Origin of the sequence: Vibrio cholerae ATCC 14035 (assembly GCF_000621645.1) — a bacterium.
Lineage (GTDB): Bacteria > Pseudomonadota > Gammaproteobacteria > Enterobacterales > Vibrionaceae > Vibrio > Vibrio cholerae.
The window spans coordinates 1-20,570 of record NZ_JHXR01000029.1 but is presented as its reverse complement, the minus strand read 5'-3'; the positions used below and the strand labels follow the sequence as shown (position 1 = coordinate 20,570).

General features: G+C 47.3%; 17 protein-coding genes and 2 tRNA genes. 9 read left to right on the top strand and 10 right to left on the bottom strand.

All coding sequences use genetic code 11. The annotated features are described in order from the left end of the window. Positions 1-6: 6 nt before the first annotated feature. The 3 genes from thiI (at position 7) to T411_RS0113750 (ending at position 3,408) form a co-directional block, all read left to right on the top strand. Complete coding sequence (gene thiI, locus T411_RS0113765; protein ID WP_000668916.1) at positions 7-1,458, top strand: tRNA uracil 4-sulfurtransferase ThiI; 1,452 nt, start codon at positions 7-9, stop codon at positions 1,456-1,458. A gap of 621 nt (positions 1,459-2,079) precedes the next feature. After that, the gene (locus T411_RS0113755) at positions 2,080-3,000 is read left to right on the top strand and encodes a transcriptional regulator GcvA (protein WP_000091135.1); all 921 of its coding nucleotides are present in this window, start codon (positions 2,080-2,082) and stop codon (positions 2,998-3,000) included. Positions 3,001-3,021: 21 nt separating this feature from the next. Further along, a complete protein-coding gene (locus T411_RS0113750; protein ID WP_001086372.1) occupies positions 3,022-3,408 on the top strand; it encodes a DUF423 domain-containing protein in 387 nt (128 codons plus the stop codon). Between the two features lie 30 nt (positions 3,409-3,438). On the opposite strand, the gene xni is transcribed toward T411_RS0113750, so the two are convergent. The 5 genes from xni to queF form a co-directional block, all read right to left on the bottom strand. Next, positions 3,439-4,218: a flap endonuclease Xni gene (xni, locus tag T411_RS0113745; RefSeq protein ID WP_000478448.1), complete on the bottom strand. Its 780-nt coding sequence runs from the start codon at positions 4,216-4,218 to the stop codon at positions 3,439-3,441. 110 nt (positions 4,219-4,328) lie between these two features. Continuing rightward, positions 4,329-5,687: a nucleotide 5'-monophosphate nucleosidase PpnN gene (gene ppnN, locus T411_RS0113740; protein ID WP_000586703.1), complete on the bottom strand. Its 1,359-nt coding sequence runs from the start codon at positions 5,685-5,687 to the stop codon at positions 4,329-4,331. A 219-nt stretch (positions 5,688-5,906) separates the two neighbouring features. Next, positions 5,907-7,472 carry a GGDEF domain-containing protein gene (locus T411_RS0113735; protein WP_000538436.1) on the bottom strand — a complete coding sequence of 522 codons (1,566 nt, stop codon included), beginning with the start codon at positions 7,470-7,472 and terminating at the stop codon, positions 5,907-5,909. A gap of 110 nt (positions 7,473-7,582) precedes the next feature. Continuing rightward, complete coding sequence (locus tag T411_RS0113730) at positions 7,583-9,844, bottom strand: tetratricopeptide repeat protein (protein ID WP_001211761.1); 2,262 nt, start codon at positions 9,842-9,844, stop codon at positions 7,583-7,585. A gap of 14 nt (positions 9,845-9,858) precedes the next feature. Then, positions 9,859-10,704, bottom strand: a complete 846-nt coding sequence (queF, locus tag T411_RS0113725; RefSeq protein WP_000049893.1) for an NADPH-dependent 7-cyano-7-deazaguanine reductase QueF — start codon at positions 10,702-10,704, stop codon at positions 9,859-9,861. A 96-nt stretch (positions 10,705-10,800) separates the two neighbouring features. On the opposite strand from queF, the gene syd reads away from it, so the two are divergent. Both syd and T411_RS0113715 read left to right on the top strand, forming a co-directional pair. After that, positions 10,801-11,349 (top strand): SecY-interacting protein, encoded by a 549-nt coding sequence (syd, locus tag T411_RS0113720; RefSeq protein WP_000194657.1) that lies wholly within the window; start codon positions 10,801-10,803, stop codon positions 11,347-11,349. A gap of 1 nt (position 11,350) precedes the next feature. Then, complete coding sequence (locus T411_RS0113715; RefSeq protein ID WP_000289662.1) at positions 11,351-12,127, top strand: Zn-ribbon-containing protein; 777 nt, start codon at positions 11,351-11,353, stop codon at positions 12,125-12,127. A gap of 132 nt (positions 12,128-12,259) precedes the next feature. Here the strand turns inward: T411_RS0113715 and metQ are convergent, their stop codons facing one another. From metQ to metN, 3 genes are read right to left on the bottom strand one after another with little or no spacing between them, the layout of a single operon-like run. Then, complete coding sequence (metQ, locus tag T411_RS0113710) at positions 12,260-13,069, bottom strand: methionine ABC transporter substrate-binding lipoprotein MetQ (RefSeq protein ID WP_000672709.1); 810 nt, start codon at positions 13,067-13,069, stop codon at positions 12,260-12,262. A gap of 36 nt (positions 13,070-13,105) precedes the next feature. Continuing rightward, positions 13,106-13,783 (bottom strand): methionine ABC transporter permease, encoded by a 678-nt coding sequence (locus T411_RS0113705; RefSeq protein WP_000009571.1) that lies wholly within the window; start codon positions 13,781-13,783, stop codon positions 13,106-13,108. After that, positions 13,773-14,807 carry a methionine ABC transporter ATP-binding protein MetN gene (gene metN / locus T411_RS0113700; protein WP_000569879.1) on the bottom strand — a complete coding sequence of 345 codons (1,035 nt, stop codon included), beginning with the start codon at positions 14,805-14,807 and terminating at the stop codon, positions 13,773-13,775. Before metN ends, T411_RS0113705 begins: the two co-directional genes overlap by 11 nt. Positions 14,808-15,042: 235 nt before the next feature. On the opposite strand from metN, the gene gmhB reads away from it, so the two are divergent. The 4 genes from gmhB to treC all read left to right on the top strand — a co-directional run bounded on the left by gmhB (position 15,043) and on the right by treC (position 20,059). After that, positions 15,043-15,603: a D-glycero-beta-D-manno-heptose 1,7-bisphosphate 7-phosphatase gene (gene gmhB, locus T411_RS0113695; protein ID WP_001108094.1), complete on the top strand. Its 561-nt coding sequence runs from the start codon at positions 15,043-15,045 to the stop codon at positions 15,601-15,603. A 64-nt stretch (positions 15,604-15,667) separates the two neighbouring features. Then, positions 15,668-16,618, top strand: coding sequence for a trehalose operon repressor TreR (gene treR / locus T411_RS0113690; RefSeq protein WP_001080438.1), 951 nt, complete (start codon positions 15,668-15,670; stop codon positions 16,616-16,618). Positions 16,619-16,866: 248 nt separating this feature from the next. Then, complete coding sequence (gene treB, locus T411_RS0113685) at positions 16,867-18,291, top strand: PTS trehalose transporter subunit IIBC (protein WP_000034058.1); 1,425 nt, start codon at positions 16,867-16,869, stop codon at positions 18,289-18,291. 79 nt (positions 18,292-18,370) lie between these two features. Beyond that, on the top strand, positions 18,371-20,059 hold the full coding sequence (gene treC / locus T411_RS0113680; protein WP_000099341.1) for an alpha,alpha-phosphotrehalase: 1,689 nt from the start codon (positions 18,371-18,373) through the stop codon (positions 20,057-20,059). A gap of 178 nt (positions 20,060-20,237) precedes the next feature. Here treC and T411_RS0113675 read toward each other — a convergent pair. Continuing rightward, positions 20,238-20,322, bottom strand: a tRNA-Tyr gene (locus T411_RS0113675). Between the two features lie 84 nt (positions 20,323-20,406). Continuing rightward, positions 20,407-20,491, bottom strand: a tRNA-Tyr gene (locus T411_RS0113670). Positions 20,492-20,570 lie beyond the last annotated feature (79 nt).

Genomic DNA, 20,570 nt, shown 5'->3' with positions numbered 1-20,570 from the left:
AACTGTATGAAATTTATCGTTAAACCCCATCCGGAAATTTTTGTGAAAAGTGAATCGGTACGTAAGCGTTTCACAAAGATCCTTGAGAGCAATATTCGAATTATTGTGAAAGCCCGCACACAAGGGGTGGCGGTATTCAATCGTCGTGATCATATTGAAGTGACGTCAAACAGCGATACTTATTACGCCGAAGTGTTGGAGATTCTGACGACCACACCGGGTATCCAGCAAGTGTTGGAAGTGCAGCAATCAAGCTTTACCGATCTGCACAACATCTACGAGCAAGTGCTGGAGCTAAATCGCGCTAACCTCGAAAACAAAACCTTTGTTGTGCGCGCGAAACGCCGTGGTAAGCATGATTTTACCTCTATTGAACTCGAACGTTATGTTGGGGGTGGCCTCAATCAAGCCATCGCCAGTGCCAAGGTAAAATTGATTAACCCTGACGTGACCGTGCAAGTGGAAGTGGTCGATGAGCTGCTTAACCAAGTGATCGCGCGTCATAAAGGTTTAGGTGGTTTCCCTCTGGGGACCCAAGAAGATGTATTGAGCCTGATTTCTGGTGGCTTCGACTCCGGTGTGTCGAGCTATCTGCACATTAAACGTGGTTCAAAAGTGCATTACTGCTTCTTTAATCTGGGGGGACCCGCCCACGAAATTGGTGTGAAGCAAACCGCTTACTACCTGTGGCAAAAATACGGTTCATCGGCCAAAGTGCGATTTATCGCGATCGATTTTGCTCCTGTGGTGGCTGAGATCCTCGAGAAGATCGATGATGGTCAAATGGGCGTGGTGCTCAAGCGTATGTTTATGCGCACCGCCGGTATGGTGGCTGAGAAGTTTGGCATTCAAGCTTTGGTTACGGGTGAAGCGCTAGGCCAGGTTTCTAGCCAAACCCTGACTAACCTGCGCCATATCGATAACGTGACCGATACTTTGATTCTGCGTCCGCTCATCAACTGGGATAAAGAAGACATCATCCGTCTGGCGCGTGAAATTGGTACGGAAGATTTCGCCAAAACCATGCCTGAATTCTGCGGGGTGATTTCAAAAAGCCCAACCGTAAAAGCGGTAAAAGAGAAATTGGAAGAAGAAGAAGCCAAATTCGATTTTGCTCTGCTTGATCAAGTGGTGTACAACGCGCGCCAAATCGACATTCGTGATATTGGTAAAGAGTCGCTGGAAAAAGCCCCTGAAGTGGAGTTGGTTAACAGCGCAGAAGAGGGTAACGCCGTCGTACTGGATATTCGTAGCCCAGACGAAGAGGACGAAAGCCCGCTAGAGATTGCGGGTGTGGAAGTGAAGCATCTGCCTTTCTATAAGCTTGCGACTCAATTTTGTGACCTCGATCAGTCAAAAACCTACTTGCTGTACTGCTCACGTGGCGTGATGAGCCGCTTACAAGCGCTGTACCTGCAAGAACAAGGGTTTAACAATGTGAAAGTTTATCGTCCATAGTTCATGGTCGATAGTTCATTGCCCATAACGCGATCATGAATGGATAAAACGCAGAGTTTGCTCAGCAGGCTCTGCGTTTTTTTCGCTTTATTCCCTTCCTACTTGAAGCTGTTGCGGTGTTGGCTACGTTCGTTCACGCCAATCACATAGTTTGCCTATGCTTATGGGGATTATGAGAGCCATCCTTGGCTCTCACCAAAGGCCAGCCGATGGCTGTGCAAATTTGTTCCAGACAAATTTGTCACTCTCTTGCCGCCTACCTGCAATTCCAAGCTGTTAGGGTATATAAGCTCAGTATTTACTGGTTGGAGCTAAAAATGCAGATAAAAAAACACCGCCTAAAGGCGGTGCTAAAAATTTGACAGACAGGTCAAAAATAAATACAGGAAGTATTTGTTTTGTGGCAGGGATAACTGCACAAAACGGGTGGTAGAAACTACCTAACTCGAATTTCGAGTTTGCAAACACAACATCGCAACAACTAAGCCTATTGATTTACAAGGAAATCAAGCCGTTCAGGCCGCCGTTGCGCGGTGAAATATAGATTTTCTCTGGTCGGTTAGCAACGGACAATTTATAATGTTTCAGATTAAAAAAACTAATCTTTAACCGAGTACCGCTATGTCCAGAAGATTGCCTCCCCTTAATTCGTTAAAAGTGTTTGAAGCGGCCGCTCGCCATTTGAGTTTTACCCGAGCTGCTGAAGAATTATTTGTGACACAGGCCGCAGTTAGTCACCAAATCAAAGCATTAGAAGAGTTTTTAGGCTTGAAACTCTTTCGTCGTCGTAATCGCTCTTTATTGCTGACCGAAGAAGGGCAAAGTTATTTCCTCGACATAAAAGATATTTTTAGTTCATTAGCTGAAGCGACCGATAAATTACTTGAGCGCAGTGAAAAAGGGGCGCTGACCATTAGTTTGCCGCCGAGTTTTGCGATTCAATGGTTAGTGCCACGTTTGGCGGATTTTAACCAGCAAGAGCCGGATATTGACGTGCGCATTAAGGCCGTCGATATGGATGAAGGTTCGCTGACTGATGATGTGGATGTGGCGATTTATTATGGCCGAGGTAGTTGGCCGGGCTTGCGTGCCGATAAATTGTATCAGGAGTTTTTGATCCCACTCTGTTCTCCGGCGTTGTTGCTGGGTAACAAGCCAATGGAGAAGTTAAGCGATTTGGCTTATCACACCTTGTTGCACGATACCTCGCGTAAAGACTGGAAACAATTTGCTAAAGAGAACGGCCTTGATAACGTTAATGTTAACCATGGGCCGATCTTCAGTCACTCAACCATGGTGTTGCAAGCGGCTGCGCATGGGCAAGGTGTTGCGTTAGGCAATAACGTGTTAGCGCAACCAGAAATTGATGCTGGTCGCTTGATTGCTCCTTTTGATGAGGTATTGATGACCAATAACGCCTTCTATGTGGTGTGCCATGAAAAGCAGGCGGATATGGGACGGATCGCCACTTTCCGCGATTGGATGCTGAAAAAGGCGCGCAGTGAGCAAGTGGATATTTTGCAACATAAGCACAACCAGTAAATTCGGGTTATGAGGTAGAGGATGAACAGTAAGTATTTACTCGCTCTCGGGGGCTTGCTATCGGGTGTTGCGGTGGGTTTAGGTGCCTTTGCGGCGCACGGTTTAAAAAAGATGTTAAGCCCGTATTTACTCGGTGTGTTTGAGACGGGCGTGCAGTATCAATTTATCCATGCATTGGCTCTGCTCGTGTGCGGCGTATTATTGTTGCTGCCGCTCCATGAAGCCGCGCATAAAGGCTTTCGCCGCGCGGCACAGTTTTTCTTGGTCGGGATCGTCTGTTTTAGCGGTAGCTTGTACGCGCTCGCACTCACGGGTGTGAAGTGGTTTGGTCCTATCACGCCTTTTGGTGGCGTGATGTTCATCTTAGGCTGGATCTGGTTTAGTTACGCGGCGTGGAAAAGTCAGTAGTCTGTGTTGTGATGCCTAATCAGAGGGGATTTAGTCCGCGGACGATGAGTTAAAACGGATATCTTGCAAGTTAAACCCAAGCTCGATGTCCGTTTTCAAGGCACTGACTTGTTTACAGATACGCGCCATTTCAATGTGAGGATCGAGTTTTTTTCGATACTTTGCCGGTAGTTCAGGGCTGGCATACGCCTCTTCAATGCTCGAGAACTGGTTTAAAATCTCTTTCGCCGCTTTCGGGCCAATACCGGCCACGCCGGGAATTTGGCTTGAGCTGACGCCCGTTAATCCCCAATAGTCGGTTAATTGTGCGGGAGTAACGCCAAACTCCTGAGCGATAAAAGGCTCATCTAACCAACGTTGTTGAAAGTAGTCGCGGATTTGTAAGGTCGGAGAAAGTAACTGACAGTAGCCCTTATCGGTCGAGATAATTGTCACTTTTTCTTGATGAGCCGCCACTTTACAAGCCAGTGTTGCAACCAGATCGTCCGCTTCATCGCCTTCCGATAACAGCGAATCAATCCCCAGTTGCCACCACGCATCTTGAATGGAATCTAGCCCTTGCTGCAAAACGTCTGGCATGGGTTTGCGATTGGCTTTGTAAGTTGGGAGTAACTCAGCGCGCCAGCCACGATCAGATAAATGATGATCAAACACCGCAATCATATGGCTGGGCAGCGCTTCATTAATGATGCGCTGCAGAGTGCGTGTTGTGGTTTCCGCGGTTCTGGTGATGTCGTTGGGATCGGTCTGCGCGGAGTGAACGCGGCGGATCAAATTAAGCGCATCAATAATGACAAGATGAAGAAACATAACCAAAAACCATAAAAAATAAGGGCTTGTGAGGCCCTTATTGTAATCAAATCCGTCAAGATTACTACCCAAGCGACGATTTCATGCTTGAGCAGACATTGGCTTTAGGTTTAAGTCACTATCTTATAGCAAGGCTCGTATGCGCTGCCGCCTGGAAGTTTCATCCGGTTTTGGGCAACGAAATCATTGAGTAGCTGATCCATTTTTTTCATTAACACTGGGTCACCATGCATTTCAAAGGGACCGTGGCGTTCAATTTCACGGATCCCTTCCGCTTTGACGTTGCCTGCCACAACACCAGAGAAGGCTCGACGCAGGTTGGCGGCAAGCACTTCTGGGCGTTGGTTTAAGTGCAAATCAAGGTTCGCCATGCTCTCGTGGTTAGGCTCAAACGGCAGTTGGAATTCTGGTTCAATTTTGAGTGACCAGTTAAAACTGTACGCATCTTCTTTATCTTTACGATGTTGGCGCACCAGTGGCATGGCATTACTCATAATACGTGCCGCTTCCGCTGGATTATCGATGACGATGCTGTAATGCTTGCGAGCGGCTTCACCCAAGGTATCGGTAATGAATTTATCCAAAGAGCGGAAATACGCTTCACTCTGTTTTGGCCCTGTCAGCACAATAGGCATTGGCTGATCGGCGTTTTCTGGGTGCATCATAATGCCCAAGATATACAGTAGCTCTTCCGCCGTACCGGGACCTCCGGGGAAAATGATGATGCCATGTGCCATACGCACGAACGCTTCCAAACGTTTTTCGATATCTGGCATGATCACCAGCTCATTAACGATAGGGTTGGGCGGCTCGGCGGCAATAATTGAAGGTTCGGTCAATCCGAGGTAGCGGTATTCCGAATAACGCTGTTTGGCGTGGCCGACCGCCGCACCTTTCATTGGGCCTTCCATCGCACCGGGGCCACAACCAGTACAGATGTTCAGTTCACGTAAACCGAGCTCATGGCCGACTTCACGAGTGTATTGGTACTCAACTTCATTAATCGAGTGTCCACCCCAGCACACAACGAGATTGGGTGTCGCTCCGGGAATCAGTGCTCCGGCATTGCGCAAAATACCAAACACGAGGTTAGTTATGTGCGTCGCGTTAGTCAGGTTAAGGCGCTGGCTATCGGCTAAATGCATATTGACGTAAACAATATCGCGCAGCACAGAAAAGAGGTGTTCTTGGATCCCTTTAATGATCTGTCCATCGACAAAGGCATGTTCGGGGGGATTCGCCAGCTCAAGTTTGATGCCGCGTTCACGGCGCATGACGGTGATATCGAAATTCTTATATTTATCGAGCAACTCTTTCGAGTTATCCGTGTGGCTACCTGAGTTCAACACGGCAAGGCTGCAATTGCGATAAAGTTGGTAGAGATCACTCGAGGCGGTCTTTTTCAGACGTTCGACTTCGAGTTGTGACAGTAGATCCATACTGCCGGCTGGGCTGACTTGAATAATCATAGTGTCCTCCTTCAACCTGAGGTTGAGGCCATGCTAGAGCATGATGTTGAGCATTTGTTATAAAACAAGAGTAGCAGAGATACCCAGAGAAGGGGGTGATAACCTCTTGATATATCTGGCTTCAATCTAGAGGTATCTAGTTAGGTAAGAAAATAGAGTGAGGGGGTAATTGTGAAATTGAGCACAAATTAATAGTTAATTAGCTTAAATATTAATCAGTTATTTCCAAGCTAACTGACTTGGACCGATATGTTTGGCTTCACTTAGCGTCAGATTTAAACGATCAAGAACCGTTTCGGGGGTATCTGAATCCATGAAGCGGATACTCGCCGCAGACAGCGTGATGGTTAGGCTCTTATCGCGGAACTTGAACGGTAGTTTCGACACGTTGAGCTGGATCTGGTGAATAATCTGGTAACTCTCATTATCGGAGCGTTCAGGCAGTAACAGAATGAACTCTTCACCAGAGAAGCGAGCCACGGTGTCACTGTCTCGTAATTCTTTTTTGATGGTGCGAGCAATGATACTTAAGGCCTTATCGCCTGCGGTATAGCCAAAGCTGTCGTTGATCGATTTGAATTTATCAATATCAAACAGCACTACCCGCAAATTGTGTTGCGTACGGATCCAGCGGCGATACTCATGTTCAAGTCGCTCAGTAAAGCTACTGCGGTTGTACACTTTGGTCAGAGGATCGAGTTGCGCGCGCAATGCTTGATCTTCAAGGCGGCGACGATAATCTTGTGCCAAATCAGACAGGGCTTCCATCTGATCTTTGCTATAGCGCATACGCTCAAGTAGGGCTTGCTCACGTTGCTCCGCTAAGAGTAAGCGTTCAGAAAGTGAAGACATCTCGCGCAGTAAAGGCGCCATTTTCAGCTTGAGCTGTTCTAGCTCCGTCTGTTCTTTGAGCGCGGTCTGGCTACGAGCCACTAAACTGCTCAGCTCGCCATTCATCTCTTGGCGGTGTGCCATGTAACTCTGGCTTTGCTCAAGATTTTGAGTCGCGCTTTTTAGGTTATTGCCAATCGAGAGATTCACTTGCTCGAGAAAGGCTTCGGCTGCTTTGCGCTCAGCATGGCTTCCATCGACGACTAAACGCAGCACTTCAAGGGTGAGCTCAAGCAGGGTATGAGTATTGACGCCAAGCAGAAGCTTGGTTCGGATATCGGTCAGTTGATCACCCGATTCACCATTGAAATCCAACTCAGTAATCAAGTGTTGTAAATCAACGGCAAGTCGATGCAGCAGTTCTCGATCCGCTTGTTGAGTAAGCTCATTGAGCGCCAAATTGGGATTGGCACATTGAATTTTGACCGCGCGTTCATAAATTTCCAGCAAACGCAAAGCTTGCTGAGTTTTTTCCAGCGGCTGTGCGGCGCTAAAACTCAGCAGATCTCGAAGATCGCGTTTGATCTTGGCGGGTAAGCCGGGGACGCGCAGTAGCGTTTCACCACTGTGCTGTAGCTGGCTATCCAGATGACTCGTTTGTTTGTCCATGGCCAATGACTGTTGTTTCAACATGCGTTCCAGTACGGCTAATTTCGGGATCAGCGTACTGATGTCTTTTTGTTGTTCTAATGCAAAACAGAGTTCTTCTAAACTTTGGTTTAGTCGAGAGCTACTGCCGCGGCAAGTCGTAGCCAAGGAAGTGACCATTCGTTTAAGAACTTGCTGCTCTCGGTTAAATTTGAACGAAGTATCCCTTTGTGTCAAACGTACTTGTTCTAACTGAGATTTCAGTTTTTGAAGCTCTGCTTGGATATCTTGTTCTAGAACGCCCATGTACAACAAACTGGATAGTTGAGGATCAATCCTGATCCTATTTATTGATTTGTCGATAATAACAAATATTTTGCTGGCGTCACCCAGTGTTTATGCCGACTGGGCAGCATTTATCCATCTTTTAAGAGTTTTTTGATGTTGTCCTCATTCTTATAAGAAGAGTGAACTTTGATCAGCCCTTGATTTATTGCTTGTTTACAAGAAAGTCGAATATTTTCCGAAGCAAAGCTGGCGGCTGGGGCATTATCAATCGCTTTAAAATAGACCCAATGACTTTGGCCTTCACTCAAGCTTAACTCTCTGGCGATATTGGTTGCCATCAACAAAATATCCAACAATTCTTTATCATTGATGGCGGTATAAGCCCGCGGTAAAAATGGGTAATCGGCAATACCAATTCGAACTATTCGGTTTATTTTTCTTTCTGGTGCAAAATCATTCAGCCAAGATTGAATCTGGTTGAATAATATTTCTGGTTCACTTCGCTCGCTGCCATTTTTTTCGATATACAACAAGCTTGCATCTGAAAAATGGTACAACCGATCGGGTTCTTTTATTTTAGTTTTAAGAAATTTACCAAAAGCGCGCTCTAATTCTAAACCGGCGGTATAACCATTTTGTAGATACATGTTGCGCATGAAAGGAATATCGATCAGCACAAAACGCAGTCTATCGTTGAGCGGTTGACGAATGAGCTCCCCTAGCTGCCACTGTTCATAGTTACGGTTACTGTTTTCTAATGAACTGGGTAACTTCGCATTCAGCATGCGTAGATTGCTTAGGCGCGATCTCGAATGAGTAAATAAAGTGTCATGCAACTCAGAGATTTGATCTTGAAAGCCTTGAATAAGATAACCGCGTCGCAAAGTAATCAGAAAAAGTACTAAGCTAATGCTCAGTAAAAACAAAGCCACTTTACGTAATTGGCTGAATTGATTGTTGGTCTCTTGCAGCTGTTTTTCTTGTCCAACTAAATGCAAGGTCTGTTCAATAAACTCCCGTTGCTGACGAAATGCATCTTCACTGATTTGGTTAAGCTTATTTTGTCGTTTTTGGGCGAGAACCTGACTCTTTTTAAAATTGTCTAGCGCTTTGGCGGCTGAGCCGGTTCTTTCATAACCGAGAGAAAGTAAACGGTAAGCTTGCTCTTGAAGTTCGTCATCTTGAATCGATTGACCAATATGCAGTGCCATTTCTGCATAACGAACGATATCCTGATTTATTTCTTGATAATAAGCCAACCCTGAATGCAGTAAGGCGGCGTGCCCATTTAAACGAGGAATATCAGCCATTCCTAATAGCTCTTCAGCGCTGGTTAAATACTGCTCAGCAACGGGGTAGTTGTAGAGTTGTAAATAGGTAGCGGAGAGATTGATGCGAATTTCAATTTCATCACTGAGTGACGATTGATTATTTTGATGGTCAATCACATTGAAATAATGCACCAAAGCTAAGTTATATTTGCCTTGCTGGTAGTAGACATCACCCATTTGTTTGAGAACAGCAGATAAAAATGGCGATTGTTCGTAGCGGCCATAAAAGTCTGCCGCTTGTGAGAAGTGATCGAGTGCTTTATCTAACACTTGGCGATTGAAAAACAGTTTGCCTAGCAGTGTGTTTGCTTGCGCTAACAGTACGCCGGCGTTGTTCTCAATAGCACTCCAGTAGGCGATCAGCAATTCGGAAAGCGCCAGGTTATAACGTCCATGGCTAAGATTGTGCTCACCTAAGGTTAGGTGATACTCAATGGCCGGTTTTTCGTTTTGTAAGGTGTCAAGATAGGGTTTGGCCTTGGCAAACAGCTTATCGGCCAATTCAAGCTCATTGGCTTTTGAGGCGATTTCGGCACTGAGTAACGTAAGTTTGTAATCAATGCCTTTGGCGATTTGATCGGCATTTTCGATCACCTGATACTGCTCATTGATCTTCTGTATTCTTTCGCGCGCGGCCTGTGCATCACCCTCTTTTTGCCAAATAAGACGAGTGCTAAGGATTTGCACATCGAGGTGTAGATAGGGGAGTTGGTATTGTTCAGTCAGTGCATTGGCATCGCGCAAAATCTGTTGCGCTTGTTCATGTTCACCAAGATTATCCAAGGCGAGCGCCAAAATCATCAAGGCATCGACCGTACTGCCGGGTGTGCGTGTCCGGCTGTCGGCTTCATCTCGAGCAATTGTGGCGGGGTGTTTTTCCTGTTTCTCGGCTAAATGGCGCTCATTAAGGTACTGCTGCGCCATTTTTTTTGCTTGTAAGGGTGAGACCTCGACCAAGCCGCTAGCTTCATTGAGCATAGGTGAAGAGTAAATCGTGGCCTGAGCCCAACTTGAAGTCAGTAGTAAAGTCGCTATGGTTATCCAGCGCAGAAATCTCATCCTAAGTCTTATCCTTATTGTCGCGCCATGCGTTGATTATGGTTCGGTGCTGACTGGTGGCTGGAGCGGAATGGGTTAATGTCTAAGCCACCGCGTCGAGTATAACGCGCATACACGGTCAAACTCTGTGGCTGGCAGTAGCGCATAATGTCGGTGAAAATACGCTCAACACACTGCTCATGAAACTCATTATGCTCACGGAAAGAGACAAGATAACGCAGTAAGGCTTCACGATTCATCTTAGCGCCGTGATACGCAATTTCGACGCTCCCCCAGTCGGGTTGATTGGTGATTAGGCAGTTCGATTTAAGCAAATGGCTGTGCAGTACTTCGCTGACTTCTTCACCCTGTGCTGCACCTTGCAGCAAGGCATCATCAAACTCGTAGTTAGCGATTTCAATATCTTGATCATCAATGCACTCGCCTTGCATGGTCACTATCGGCTCTGCGGTGTAATCACTCAGTGGTTTGACTTTTACGGTCACGGTTTCACCCGCGCAGGCCGAAAGATCGTGCACTAAGCGCGTTTGCACTTCATCCCAAGATGCAAAACGAGTCTGATTATAGCTGTTGAGATAGAGCTTGAACGATTTGGATTCGATCAAATTGGCACTGGTCGCTGGAATCGACACTTCTCCGATCGCCACTTGGGGCAGGCCTTTCTGATTGAGCCAAGAGAGCTCATACAGCGTCCAAATATCGCAGCCTTGAAAAGGCAGAGTCGCGCTAAGATGCAGATCATTGCGGTTCAAGCTGCGTGGCACAGGTTGCAGTAAGCTTGGGTCATACTGGTTGGCGTACTCGGTTTTTTTACCCAGAGTTAAGCTTGCCAGCTCTTTGGCATCGGAATATTTGCTCATGTTTTTCAGTCGATTCAATTAGAATGTGCAGAATTTTACGCAATCCCAGTGCCAGTGTCATTAACGAGGCGGCGCAAACTCAACATGGAGATGATTATGACGCAAAGCGTAGTGCAAGCCTTGAGTGCATTCAGTCAGCGTTTTCTACAACATTGTGCCCAGCAAACCTGCCAATTACCGGAAAATGATGAATTATTGGGACTGGCTTCGCCTTGTGTGGTCGAAGCGCTGACCGATGTGGTGCGCTGGCGTCCCATCAATCGTGAGGTTTGGGCAGATTTCAGTAATGTCGAGCGGGCGATTGAGCTCACGCTGCACGAGGATATTAAAGCATTTTACGCCAGCCAGTTTAGTGCTGATATGCCTGCGCAGTGGCGAGGCCGAGAGCTGACTTTGCTGCAAGTATGGAGTGAAGACGATTTCACCCGCCTGCAGGAAAACATCTTGGGGCATTTGGTGATGCAGCGCCGCTTAAAGCAAAAGCCAACCGTATTTATCGCCACAACCGAGGATGAAATGGCAGTGGTTTCAGTGTGTAACCTGAGTGGTAATGTGATCCTCGAGAAATTAGGGACAGCGCAGCGTGAAGTATTGACTGCCGATCTTGAGACGTTTTTAGAACAGCTTGAACCAAAGGTGAATTGAGATGTACGTGGTTGAGTTGGAGTTTGAGTGTTTTGATAACACCACCATCAGCGCCGTGGATAAAGCCATCAACGGCTTGATGGATGCGCTGCGCTATAACGGACAAGTATTGGGGCGTGAGTTCCCGATTGTGCTCGGTGACGGAGTGTTTTACGTGCGCGCCGTCTGTCCTGAAAAAGAGAGCCTGCACCCGAAATTTCATTCCGAATACGTTGAAGCTTGTGTGAGCCGTTTAAGTGAGGCCAGTTTGCTCGCGCCGAAAGTTCGCATTCTGGGGTTAGACATCAACTCAGAACAAGCCGCAGAAGTGGAAATGCCGAGTTGGCAGGTGCTATACACCACCTATGTGCACACGTGTTCACCACTGCGCAGCGGTGAAAGTCTGTTGCCTATTCCTCTGTATCGTAATCCGCCGACTTTTAATGGTGATCACAAAGCGGTGATCAAATGGCAAACTGAATGGCAAGCGTGTGATGAATTGCAAATGGCCGGAGCGTGCAAAGCGGAGCATGCTGCGCTGCATGAGATTTGCGATGTGGATAGTGATTTGTTCCGACGAGGTTGGGATCTGCGTGGCCGGATTGAATTTTTGACTCAAGTGCCAACCTATTACTATCAGTATCGGGTTGGTGGCAGTAGCCTTGCGCAAGAAAAAGCGCGCCCTTGCCCTAAGTGCGGCGGAGAGTGGTTATTGGATGAGCCACTGCACGACATCTTCCATTTCCGTTGTGAGCCGTGCCGAATTGTCTCCAATATTTCTTGGGATCACTTGAAATAGAGTGCTGGATGCACCTTCATGCCCCCGCATTCATCTTTTCTCTATTCGTATTCAAAGCACTCAGTAATAAAAAAGGTTGGCGTAGCGCCAACCTTTTCTGTTTTAAAGCGGGAAGACCATTAGAAATGGCGATTACCAACCTTTTACTGCGCCACCTTGGAAGATTTCAGACGCGGCTTTAGCGACTTCATCGGTTTGGTAGGCTTTCTTGAAGTTTTGTACGTTTTCGGCGTTCACGTTTGCTTCACGGGCAACCAAAATATTGACGTAAGGTGACTCTTTGTTTTCAACGAAGATGCCATCTTTTTCTGGGGTCAGGTTGATTGAGCTCGCGTAAGTGGTATTGATGATAGACAGAGCCACATCATCCAGTGAACGTGGTAGCTGCGCAGCATCCAATTCGAGAATCTCAAGTTTCTTCGGATTTTCAACGATGTCACGTACGGTTGCCAGTAGGCCAACATCTTCACGCAGTTTGAGCAGACCTTGTTGTTGCAACAGCAGCAGTGAGCGACCTAGGTTAGTTGGATCGTTTGGAACCGCAATGCGCGCGCCATCTTGTAGTTCATCAACCGATTTGATCTGTTTTGAGTAGCCCGCGATCGGGTAAACAAAGGTGTTGCCAACGATCGCTAGCTTGTAACCACGATCGGCGATTTGCTTATCCAGATAAGGTTTGTGTTGGAATGCGTTCGCATCGATAGAACCGTCATCCAATGCCGCGTTTGGTGTTACGTAATCGGTAAAAGTCACCAGTTCGACATCCAGATTGTATTTTTCTTTAGCCACTTTGGCTGCCACTTCTGCCACTTGTGCTTCCGCACCCGCCATAACACCAATTTTCACTTTGTTGTTATCTACGGCTTTTTCACCGCAGCCGACCAAAATTAGGGTTGAGGCTGCAGCAGCGATAGTCAGTAAACTTTTCAGGCTAAACTTCATGATGAACCCCTTGTTCAAAAAAGGCTTTTGTTTTGCTTATCGATGATCGACGCGGCGTACCAACGCATCGCCGATGGATTGAATAATTTGTACCAGCACAATCAGCATGACCACAGTGACCGCCATGATGGTGATGTCGTAACGGTGGAATCCATAGCGGATCGCCACATCGCCCAGACCACCACCGCCAACGGTACCCGCCATGGCTGAGTAGCTGACCAGTGTCACGAGAGTAATCGTGACTGAGTTTAAAATCGTCGGTAGCGCTTCAGGCAGCAGTACCTTACGAATGATTTGTAGTGGCGTCGCACCCATAGATTGCGCCGCTTCCACTAAGCCGGTTGGCACTTCAAGCAGCGCACTCTCAATCAGGCGCGCTACAAACGGAATCGCCCCAATCGTGAGTGGCACAATGGCCGCAGTGGTACCGATAAAAGTGCCGACAATCAGTTTGGTGACAGGAATGATGGCGACCATCAACACCAAAAAGGGTACCGAGCGACCGATGTTAACCACGGCGCCGAGCGCACGGTTCAGCGGTAGGTTTTCCAGTAAGCCCTCTTTTTTGGTGGTATGGAGAATCACTCCTAGCGGAATCCCGAGCGCAAAACCCACCGCACCGGCAATCGCGACCATATACAGTGTTTGCCATGTGGCGGTTAACAGTAGGTCACTATTGAGTGCAAACCATTGTGCAATCGTATTAAAGGACATAACCCAGCACCTCTACTTTAACGTTGTTTTCGCGCAGATAACGAATCGCGGCTTCATCATCGTCGGCATTACCAAAAATTTCAGCGACCATCATGCCAAACTTCACGCCGCCGGCGTAATCCAGATCTGAGCTAAGAATGCTGACATCAATGTTGTATTTGCGAGCAATTTGCGTCATCAGCGGTGCATCCACGGTAGCGCCGGTAAATTCCAAACGCACCAGTGGGTAGCTGCCTGCCACGCGAGTTGGCTGTAAGCGCACTTGGTAATCTTCAGGAATCGATAAATCCAACGTTGAGCGGATGAATTGATGTGCCAACTCGGTTTTCGGGTGGGCAAAAATATCGCCGACCGTGCCTTTCTCAACCAGCTCACCGCCACCAATGATCGCCACTTCGTGACAGATGCTTTTCACCACATCCATTTCATGGGTAATCAGCAAAATGGTCAGGTTAAGCTGACGGTTAATCTCTTTAAGCAGTTCTAAAATTGACTGAGTCGTTGCTGGATCCAGCGCGCTGGTGGCTTCATCACACAGCAAGACTTTGGGATCGCTTGCCAAAGCGCGGGCAATCGCGACACGTTGCTTCTGGCCGCCTGACAGATTCGCCGGGTAGCTCTCTCTTTTCTCAGAGAGACCAACTAGGGTCAGCAATTCAGTCACTTTCGTTTCGATATGCTGTTGTGATTGACCCGCTAACTCAAGTGGCAGAGCTACGTTTTCAAACACAGTGCGTGATGAAAGCAGATTAAAATGCTGGAAAATCATACCTATGTTACGGCGGGCTGCGCACAGTTGTGGATTACTGAGCGTGGTGAGATCTACACCATCGACAATCACTTGGCCGCTGGTCGGTTTTTCTAGCATGTTGACACAACGGATCAGCGTACTTTTTCCGGCACCGGATGAGCCAATCACCCCAAAAATCGTACCCTGTGGAATGAATAAATTGATGTCTTTCAGGGCGTGGATTTGTTTATCCCCCTGATAGAACACCTTATTTACGCTTTTAATCTCAATCATGTGCAACCCTGTACTGCTCGAGGCAGAATAATCTGTTGGCCTCTTCCTCAATTGGTAGTCGATGCTATGGGCTTGCTGAGTTTAAGTCAATAGATATTTTTACGTCTAGACGTCTAAATGGTTATGAGTGATTAGACGAGAAGGTTATTAGATAGTGACGAAAAAAATATAGATAGTGATGAAAAAAATAAAGCGTGCAATAATTCGCGCAAAGTGACTTGAAAGAGACAGCATTTTGGCCAAACCCGCCGTATTTCTTGATCGTGATGGCGTGATCAACGTCGATCATGGTTACGTGCATGATGAGCACGATTTCCAATTTATTGAAGGTGTATTTGAAGCGACTGCGGCTTTGCAGCGTATGGGGTATTTGTTGGTGCTGGTTACCAACCAATCCGGTATTGCGCGTGGCAAATTTAGCGAAGAGCGTTTCATTTCTCTCACCCAGTGGATGGACTGGAACTTTGCCGATAATGGCGTTGAGTTTGATGGTATCTATTATTGTCCGCACCATGCTGAACATGGCATTGGGCAATACAAAGAAGAGTGTGATTGCCGCAAACCTAAGCCGGGCATGTTTCTCTCGGCGCGCGATTTCCTGAACATCGACATGGCCAATTCGGTGATGGTCGGTGATAAAGCCGAAGATATGATGGCAGCTGAAGCGGCGGGTGTAGGCACTAAGATTTTGGTGCGCACCGGTAAGCCAATCACAGAGCAAGGTGAAGCCTTAGCGACCGTGGTGCTCGATAGCATTCGCGATGTGCCTCATTATCTACTGCGAGTGAAAAAATAAGGTCGCGTCAGTGGCCTTATTGACCGCTCATTCTTTTCTTATCAATGAATACCAATACAAACGCATGAATCGAAAACTGACTATTTTAGACATTGCTAGACTCTCAGGCGTCGGTAAATCTACCGTTTCGCGCGTGTTAACCAATGATCCTAAAGTGAAGCCTGAAACCCGCGCTAAAGTAGAGCAGGTGATTGCAGAGTCGGGGTATGTGCCCTCTAAATCGGCACAAACCATGCGTGGTGGTAGTCAGAAAGTCGTGGGCATCATTATTTCACGTCTGGATTCCCCTTCTGAAAACAAAGCAGTCAGTACTATGCTGCAAGCTTTCTATGCTCACGGCTACGATGTGGTGATCATGGAAAGCCAATTTAGCCGCGAAAAAACCAATGCTCACTTAAAAGTGCTCGCCAAGCGGCAAGTGGATGGCGTCATTGTGTTTGGCTTTACCGATATCGATCATGATGCCTTGCTCAGTTGGCAGCACCGCTGTGTACTCTTGGCCATGCACAGTGATGAGATTTCCTCTATCAATTATGACAATGCTGGGGTGATTGAGCGTGCGCTGCAGCATTTGGCACAAAAACAGTTACGCGATATTGCCTTCATTGGGGTCGACCCACGTGACAAAACCACGGGTGAGCAGCGGCTCAACGCCTATCTCAATTGGTGTGTTGAGCATGAGATTGTGGCGAATTACCAAACCGGACAACTGCATCATGAAAGTGCTTATCTGCTGGTAGATAAAGTGCTGACTGAGCAAACCCAAGCGATTGTGTGCGCGAGTGATACTTTGGCGCTCGGTGTGATTAAGCGTTTGCAAGAGCTGCAGCGAGATGACGTAGTGGTGACGGGGGTGGGTGGTAATGAGTTGCTCTCTTTCCTGTTTCCGAACATATTCAGTGTCGATCCTGGTTATCGTGAGGCCGGAAAACTGGCGGCAGATCTGCTGATTGAGCAGCTATGCGGCTCTGACCATGGCTGTGTGCATTTGACCCAAATGCCAGTGTCACGCTAAGCCTATTCTTTCTTTAATTCGGTGCTTTCATTCGGCTCCTCATCAGTGGCTTTTTCGCCACTTTCGTGATTTTGCCTCTCTTTTTACTACACTAAATTGACGCATAAATAACGCACAGTGTGATCCCATTTAATTAATGGGATTGTTCCCATTTTTATCTGTTATGCATTGTGTCAATATCGCACCAATTGATTTGGGACTGTTCCCAATTGCTGCAATGATAATAATTCAATAGGGTGGACGAGGATATGAGCAAGATAGCGAAACAAGACGTGACGCGTCTTATCGAATTGGTGGGAGGCGAAAGCAATATTGCGAGCGTTACTCACTGTTTGACACGCTTACGCTTTGTGCTGAATCAGCCAGAGCAGGCTGACAAGGCGGGTTTGGAAGCGCTGAGCATGGTAAAGGGCTGCTTTACCAATGCGGGGCAATTTCAGGTAGTCATTGGCACTGAAGTTGATCAAGTGTACAAAATGCTGCTGGAACAAACCGGGAAACAAGCCGTTTCCAAAGACGATGCCAAAGTCGCAGCGCGTCAAAACATGAATGTGCTAGAGCGTGGTATTTCCCATTTGGCTGAAATTTTTGTGCCACTGCTGCCTGCGATCATCACCGGTGGTTTGATCCTCGGTTTTCGTAATGTGATAGGTGACATTCGCATGTTTGATGGCAAAACGCTGACTGAAATCAGTCAGTTTTGGGCATCGGTTCATGCGTTCTTGTGGCTGATTGGCGAAGCGATTTTCTTCTTCTTACCTGTCGGTGTCTGCTGGTCAACCGTGAAAAAACTTGGCGGTACCCCAATCCTCGGTATTACCCTTGGGGTAACACAGGTTTCTCCGCAATTGATGAACGCTTACCTGATCGGTAAAGAAGTGCCAGAAGTATGGGATTTCGGGCTGTTTGCGATTGAAAAAGTGGGTTACCAAGCTCAGGTTATCCCCGCTATCTTGGCTGGTGTGGCATTAGCCTTTATTGAAAATAATTTAAGACGTGTGGTGCCTTCTTACCTCTATCTGGTAGTGGTGCCGTTTGTATCAATCATTGTGTCAGTGGTGCTTGCTCACGCCTTCATCGGCCCATTTGGTCGCGTGATTGGTGATGGTGTGGCATTTGCAGCGAAAGCGGCAATGACGGGTGATTTCGCGGTGATTGGTTCGACGCTGTTTGGCTTCATGTATGCTCCTCTCGTGATTACCGGCATTCACCACACCACTAACGCGGTGGATCTGCAGCTGATGCAAGAGCTTGGTGGTACGCCGATTTGGCCATTGATCGCGCTATCTAACATTGCGCAAGCATCGGCAGTAGTGGGCATCATTATCATCAGTAAAAAGCAGGGCGAACGGGACATTTCTGTACCGGCGGCGATTTCCGCTTACCTTGGTGTAACTGAACCTGCGATGTACGGTATCAACCTTAAATACAAATTCCCTATGCTGAGCGCAATGATCGGCAGTGCTTTGGCTGCCGCAGTCTGTGGTAGCGCAGGTGTAATGGCCAATGGTATCGGTGTCGGCGGCTTGCCGGGTATTCTCTCGATTCAGCCGCAGTTTTGGAGTATTTACCTCGTCGCCATGCTAATTGCGATTTTGGTACCCGCAGCATTGACTCTGCTGATGTACAAGCGCGCACAGAGTTCAGGCAAACTGGCCGTTTCGGCTGCCTAATCTCTACCCGATTGAGGAGTGGTTTACGCCACTCCTTTCTCTGTTTTTGAGTCAATTTTTTTGAGTAAGTGAGAGTAGTATGAGTAGCTCAACCCAATCCATGCCTTGGTGGAAAACCGCTGCAATTTATCAAATTTATCCGAAAAGTTTTTGCGATAGTGGCGCGAAGGGCGTGGGCGATCTGCAAGGCATTATCAGCAAGCTCGATTATTTGCAAAAGCTTGGGATTGAAGCGATTTGGCTGACGCCGATTTATCAATCGCCTATGGTCGATAATGGGTATGACATTGCCGATTATTACGCGATTAATCCAGACTTTGGCACGATGCAAGATTTCGAACAACTGCTGAAAGAAGCCCATCGTCGTGGTATGCGCATCATCATGGATATCGTGGTTAACCACACCTCAACCGAACACGCTTGGTTCCAATCTGCATTGGGCGATCGCAATAGCCCTTACCGTGATTACTATATTTGGCGTAAGCCGGTTAACGGTGGTGTGCCGAACAACTGGCAATCCAAATTTGGCGGGAGTGCGTGGGCGCTGGATGAAGCGACCGGTGAGTATTATTTGCATCTGTTTGCCAAAGAGCAGGCCGATTTGAACTGGGAAAATCCGCAAGTTCGAGAAGAAGTAAAAAACATCATCGGATTTTGGGCTGAAAAAGGTGTCGATGGCTTCCGACTTGACGTGATTAACCTCATTTCCAAGCAACAAGATTTTACCAATGATGACATCGGTGATGGTCGTCGTTTTTACACCGATGGCCCAAGAGTGCATGAGTATCTGCAAGAGATCAGCCGTGATGTTTTCCAGCGTTATGGCAGCGTAACCGTCGGCGAAATGTCTTCAACCACCTTAGAACATTGCCAACAATATTCTGCGCTCGATGGTCGAGAGCTTTCTATGGTGTTTAATTTCCATCATTTGAAAGTCGATTATCCGAATGGCGAAAAGTGGACGAAAGCGCCGTTTGATTTTCTGCAACTCAAGCAAATTTTCAATCATTGGCAAACGGGGCTGAATGGCAAAGGATGGGGCGCGCTGTTTTGGTGTAACCATGATCAGCCGCGAATTGTGAGCCGTTTAGGTGATGATCAGCAGTACCGAGTTGAGTCAGCCAAAATGCTGGCGGCCACCATTCACCTAATGCAAGGCACACCTTATATCTACCAAGGTGAAGAGATTGGAATGACCAACCCTGGCTTTACGTCGATCAAGCAGTATCGCGATGTGGAAAGCATCAACATTCACCAAATCATGGTGCAGCAACAAGGTGTCTCTGAAAGTGACATGCTGGCGATTTTGGCGCAAAAATCTCGTGATAATTCACGCACGCCAATGCAGTGGGATGCCAGTCTCAACGCTGGATTTACTCGTGGAGAACCTTGGATTGAAGTGGCGCATAACTATCCTGAAATCAATGCACAGGCCGCGTTAGAAGACCCGCATTCGGTGTTCTATTTCTACCGTCGTTTGCTATCGCTACGTAAGAAAGTGGCGGTGATTACGGACGGTGATTACACCGACTTGTTGCCTGAGCATAAAGAGATTTTTGCTTATCAGCGTCGTAATCAGAAACAAGTGTTGATCTGTTTGAATAACTATTACGGTCACGAAGCCGAATGCGTTCTGCCAGAATTACCGCTCGATGATGCGCTCTACTTGCTAGGCAACTATCCGGGTATTGAATTACAGCGCGTGTTGGCGCACCAAGTGTTACGTCCATACGAAACACGCATCATCCTGATTGAGTCACCCCTATAGGATTCAATCACTTTTCAGCCCCGCATCGTCGGGGCTTTTTTATGGAGAGTGGAAAATATAGGTAGTGAAAATAGACAGGGTGGGTGACAAGGGATGGATTATTTTCTCAACCTTGAGTTTGGTCAGCAAAATGCTTAGCTAACAAAAAAGCCAGCTCGATGAGCTGGCTTTCTGTATATGGTGGAGGGGGACGGATTCGAACCATCGAAGGCGGAGCCGGCAGATTTACAGTCTGCTCCCTTTGGCCACTCGGGAACCCCTCCAGGGTATTTTTCTTTTCAGTTTTGAAAAGACTTAATTGACGTTTTCCCAACGCATCAATCAAGGGTTTCTCTTACGAGAGAATATGGTGGAGGGGGACGGATTCGAACCATCGAAGGCGGAGCCGGCAGATTTACAGTCTGCTCCCTTTGGCCACTCGGGAACCCCTCCAGGGTGTTTTTCTTTTCAATTTTGAAAAGACTTAACTGACGTTTTCCCAACGCATCAATCAAGGGTTTCTCTTACGAGA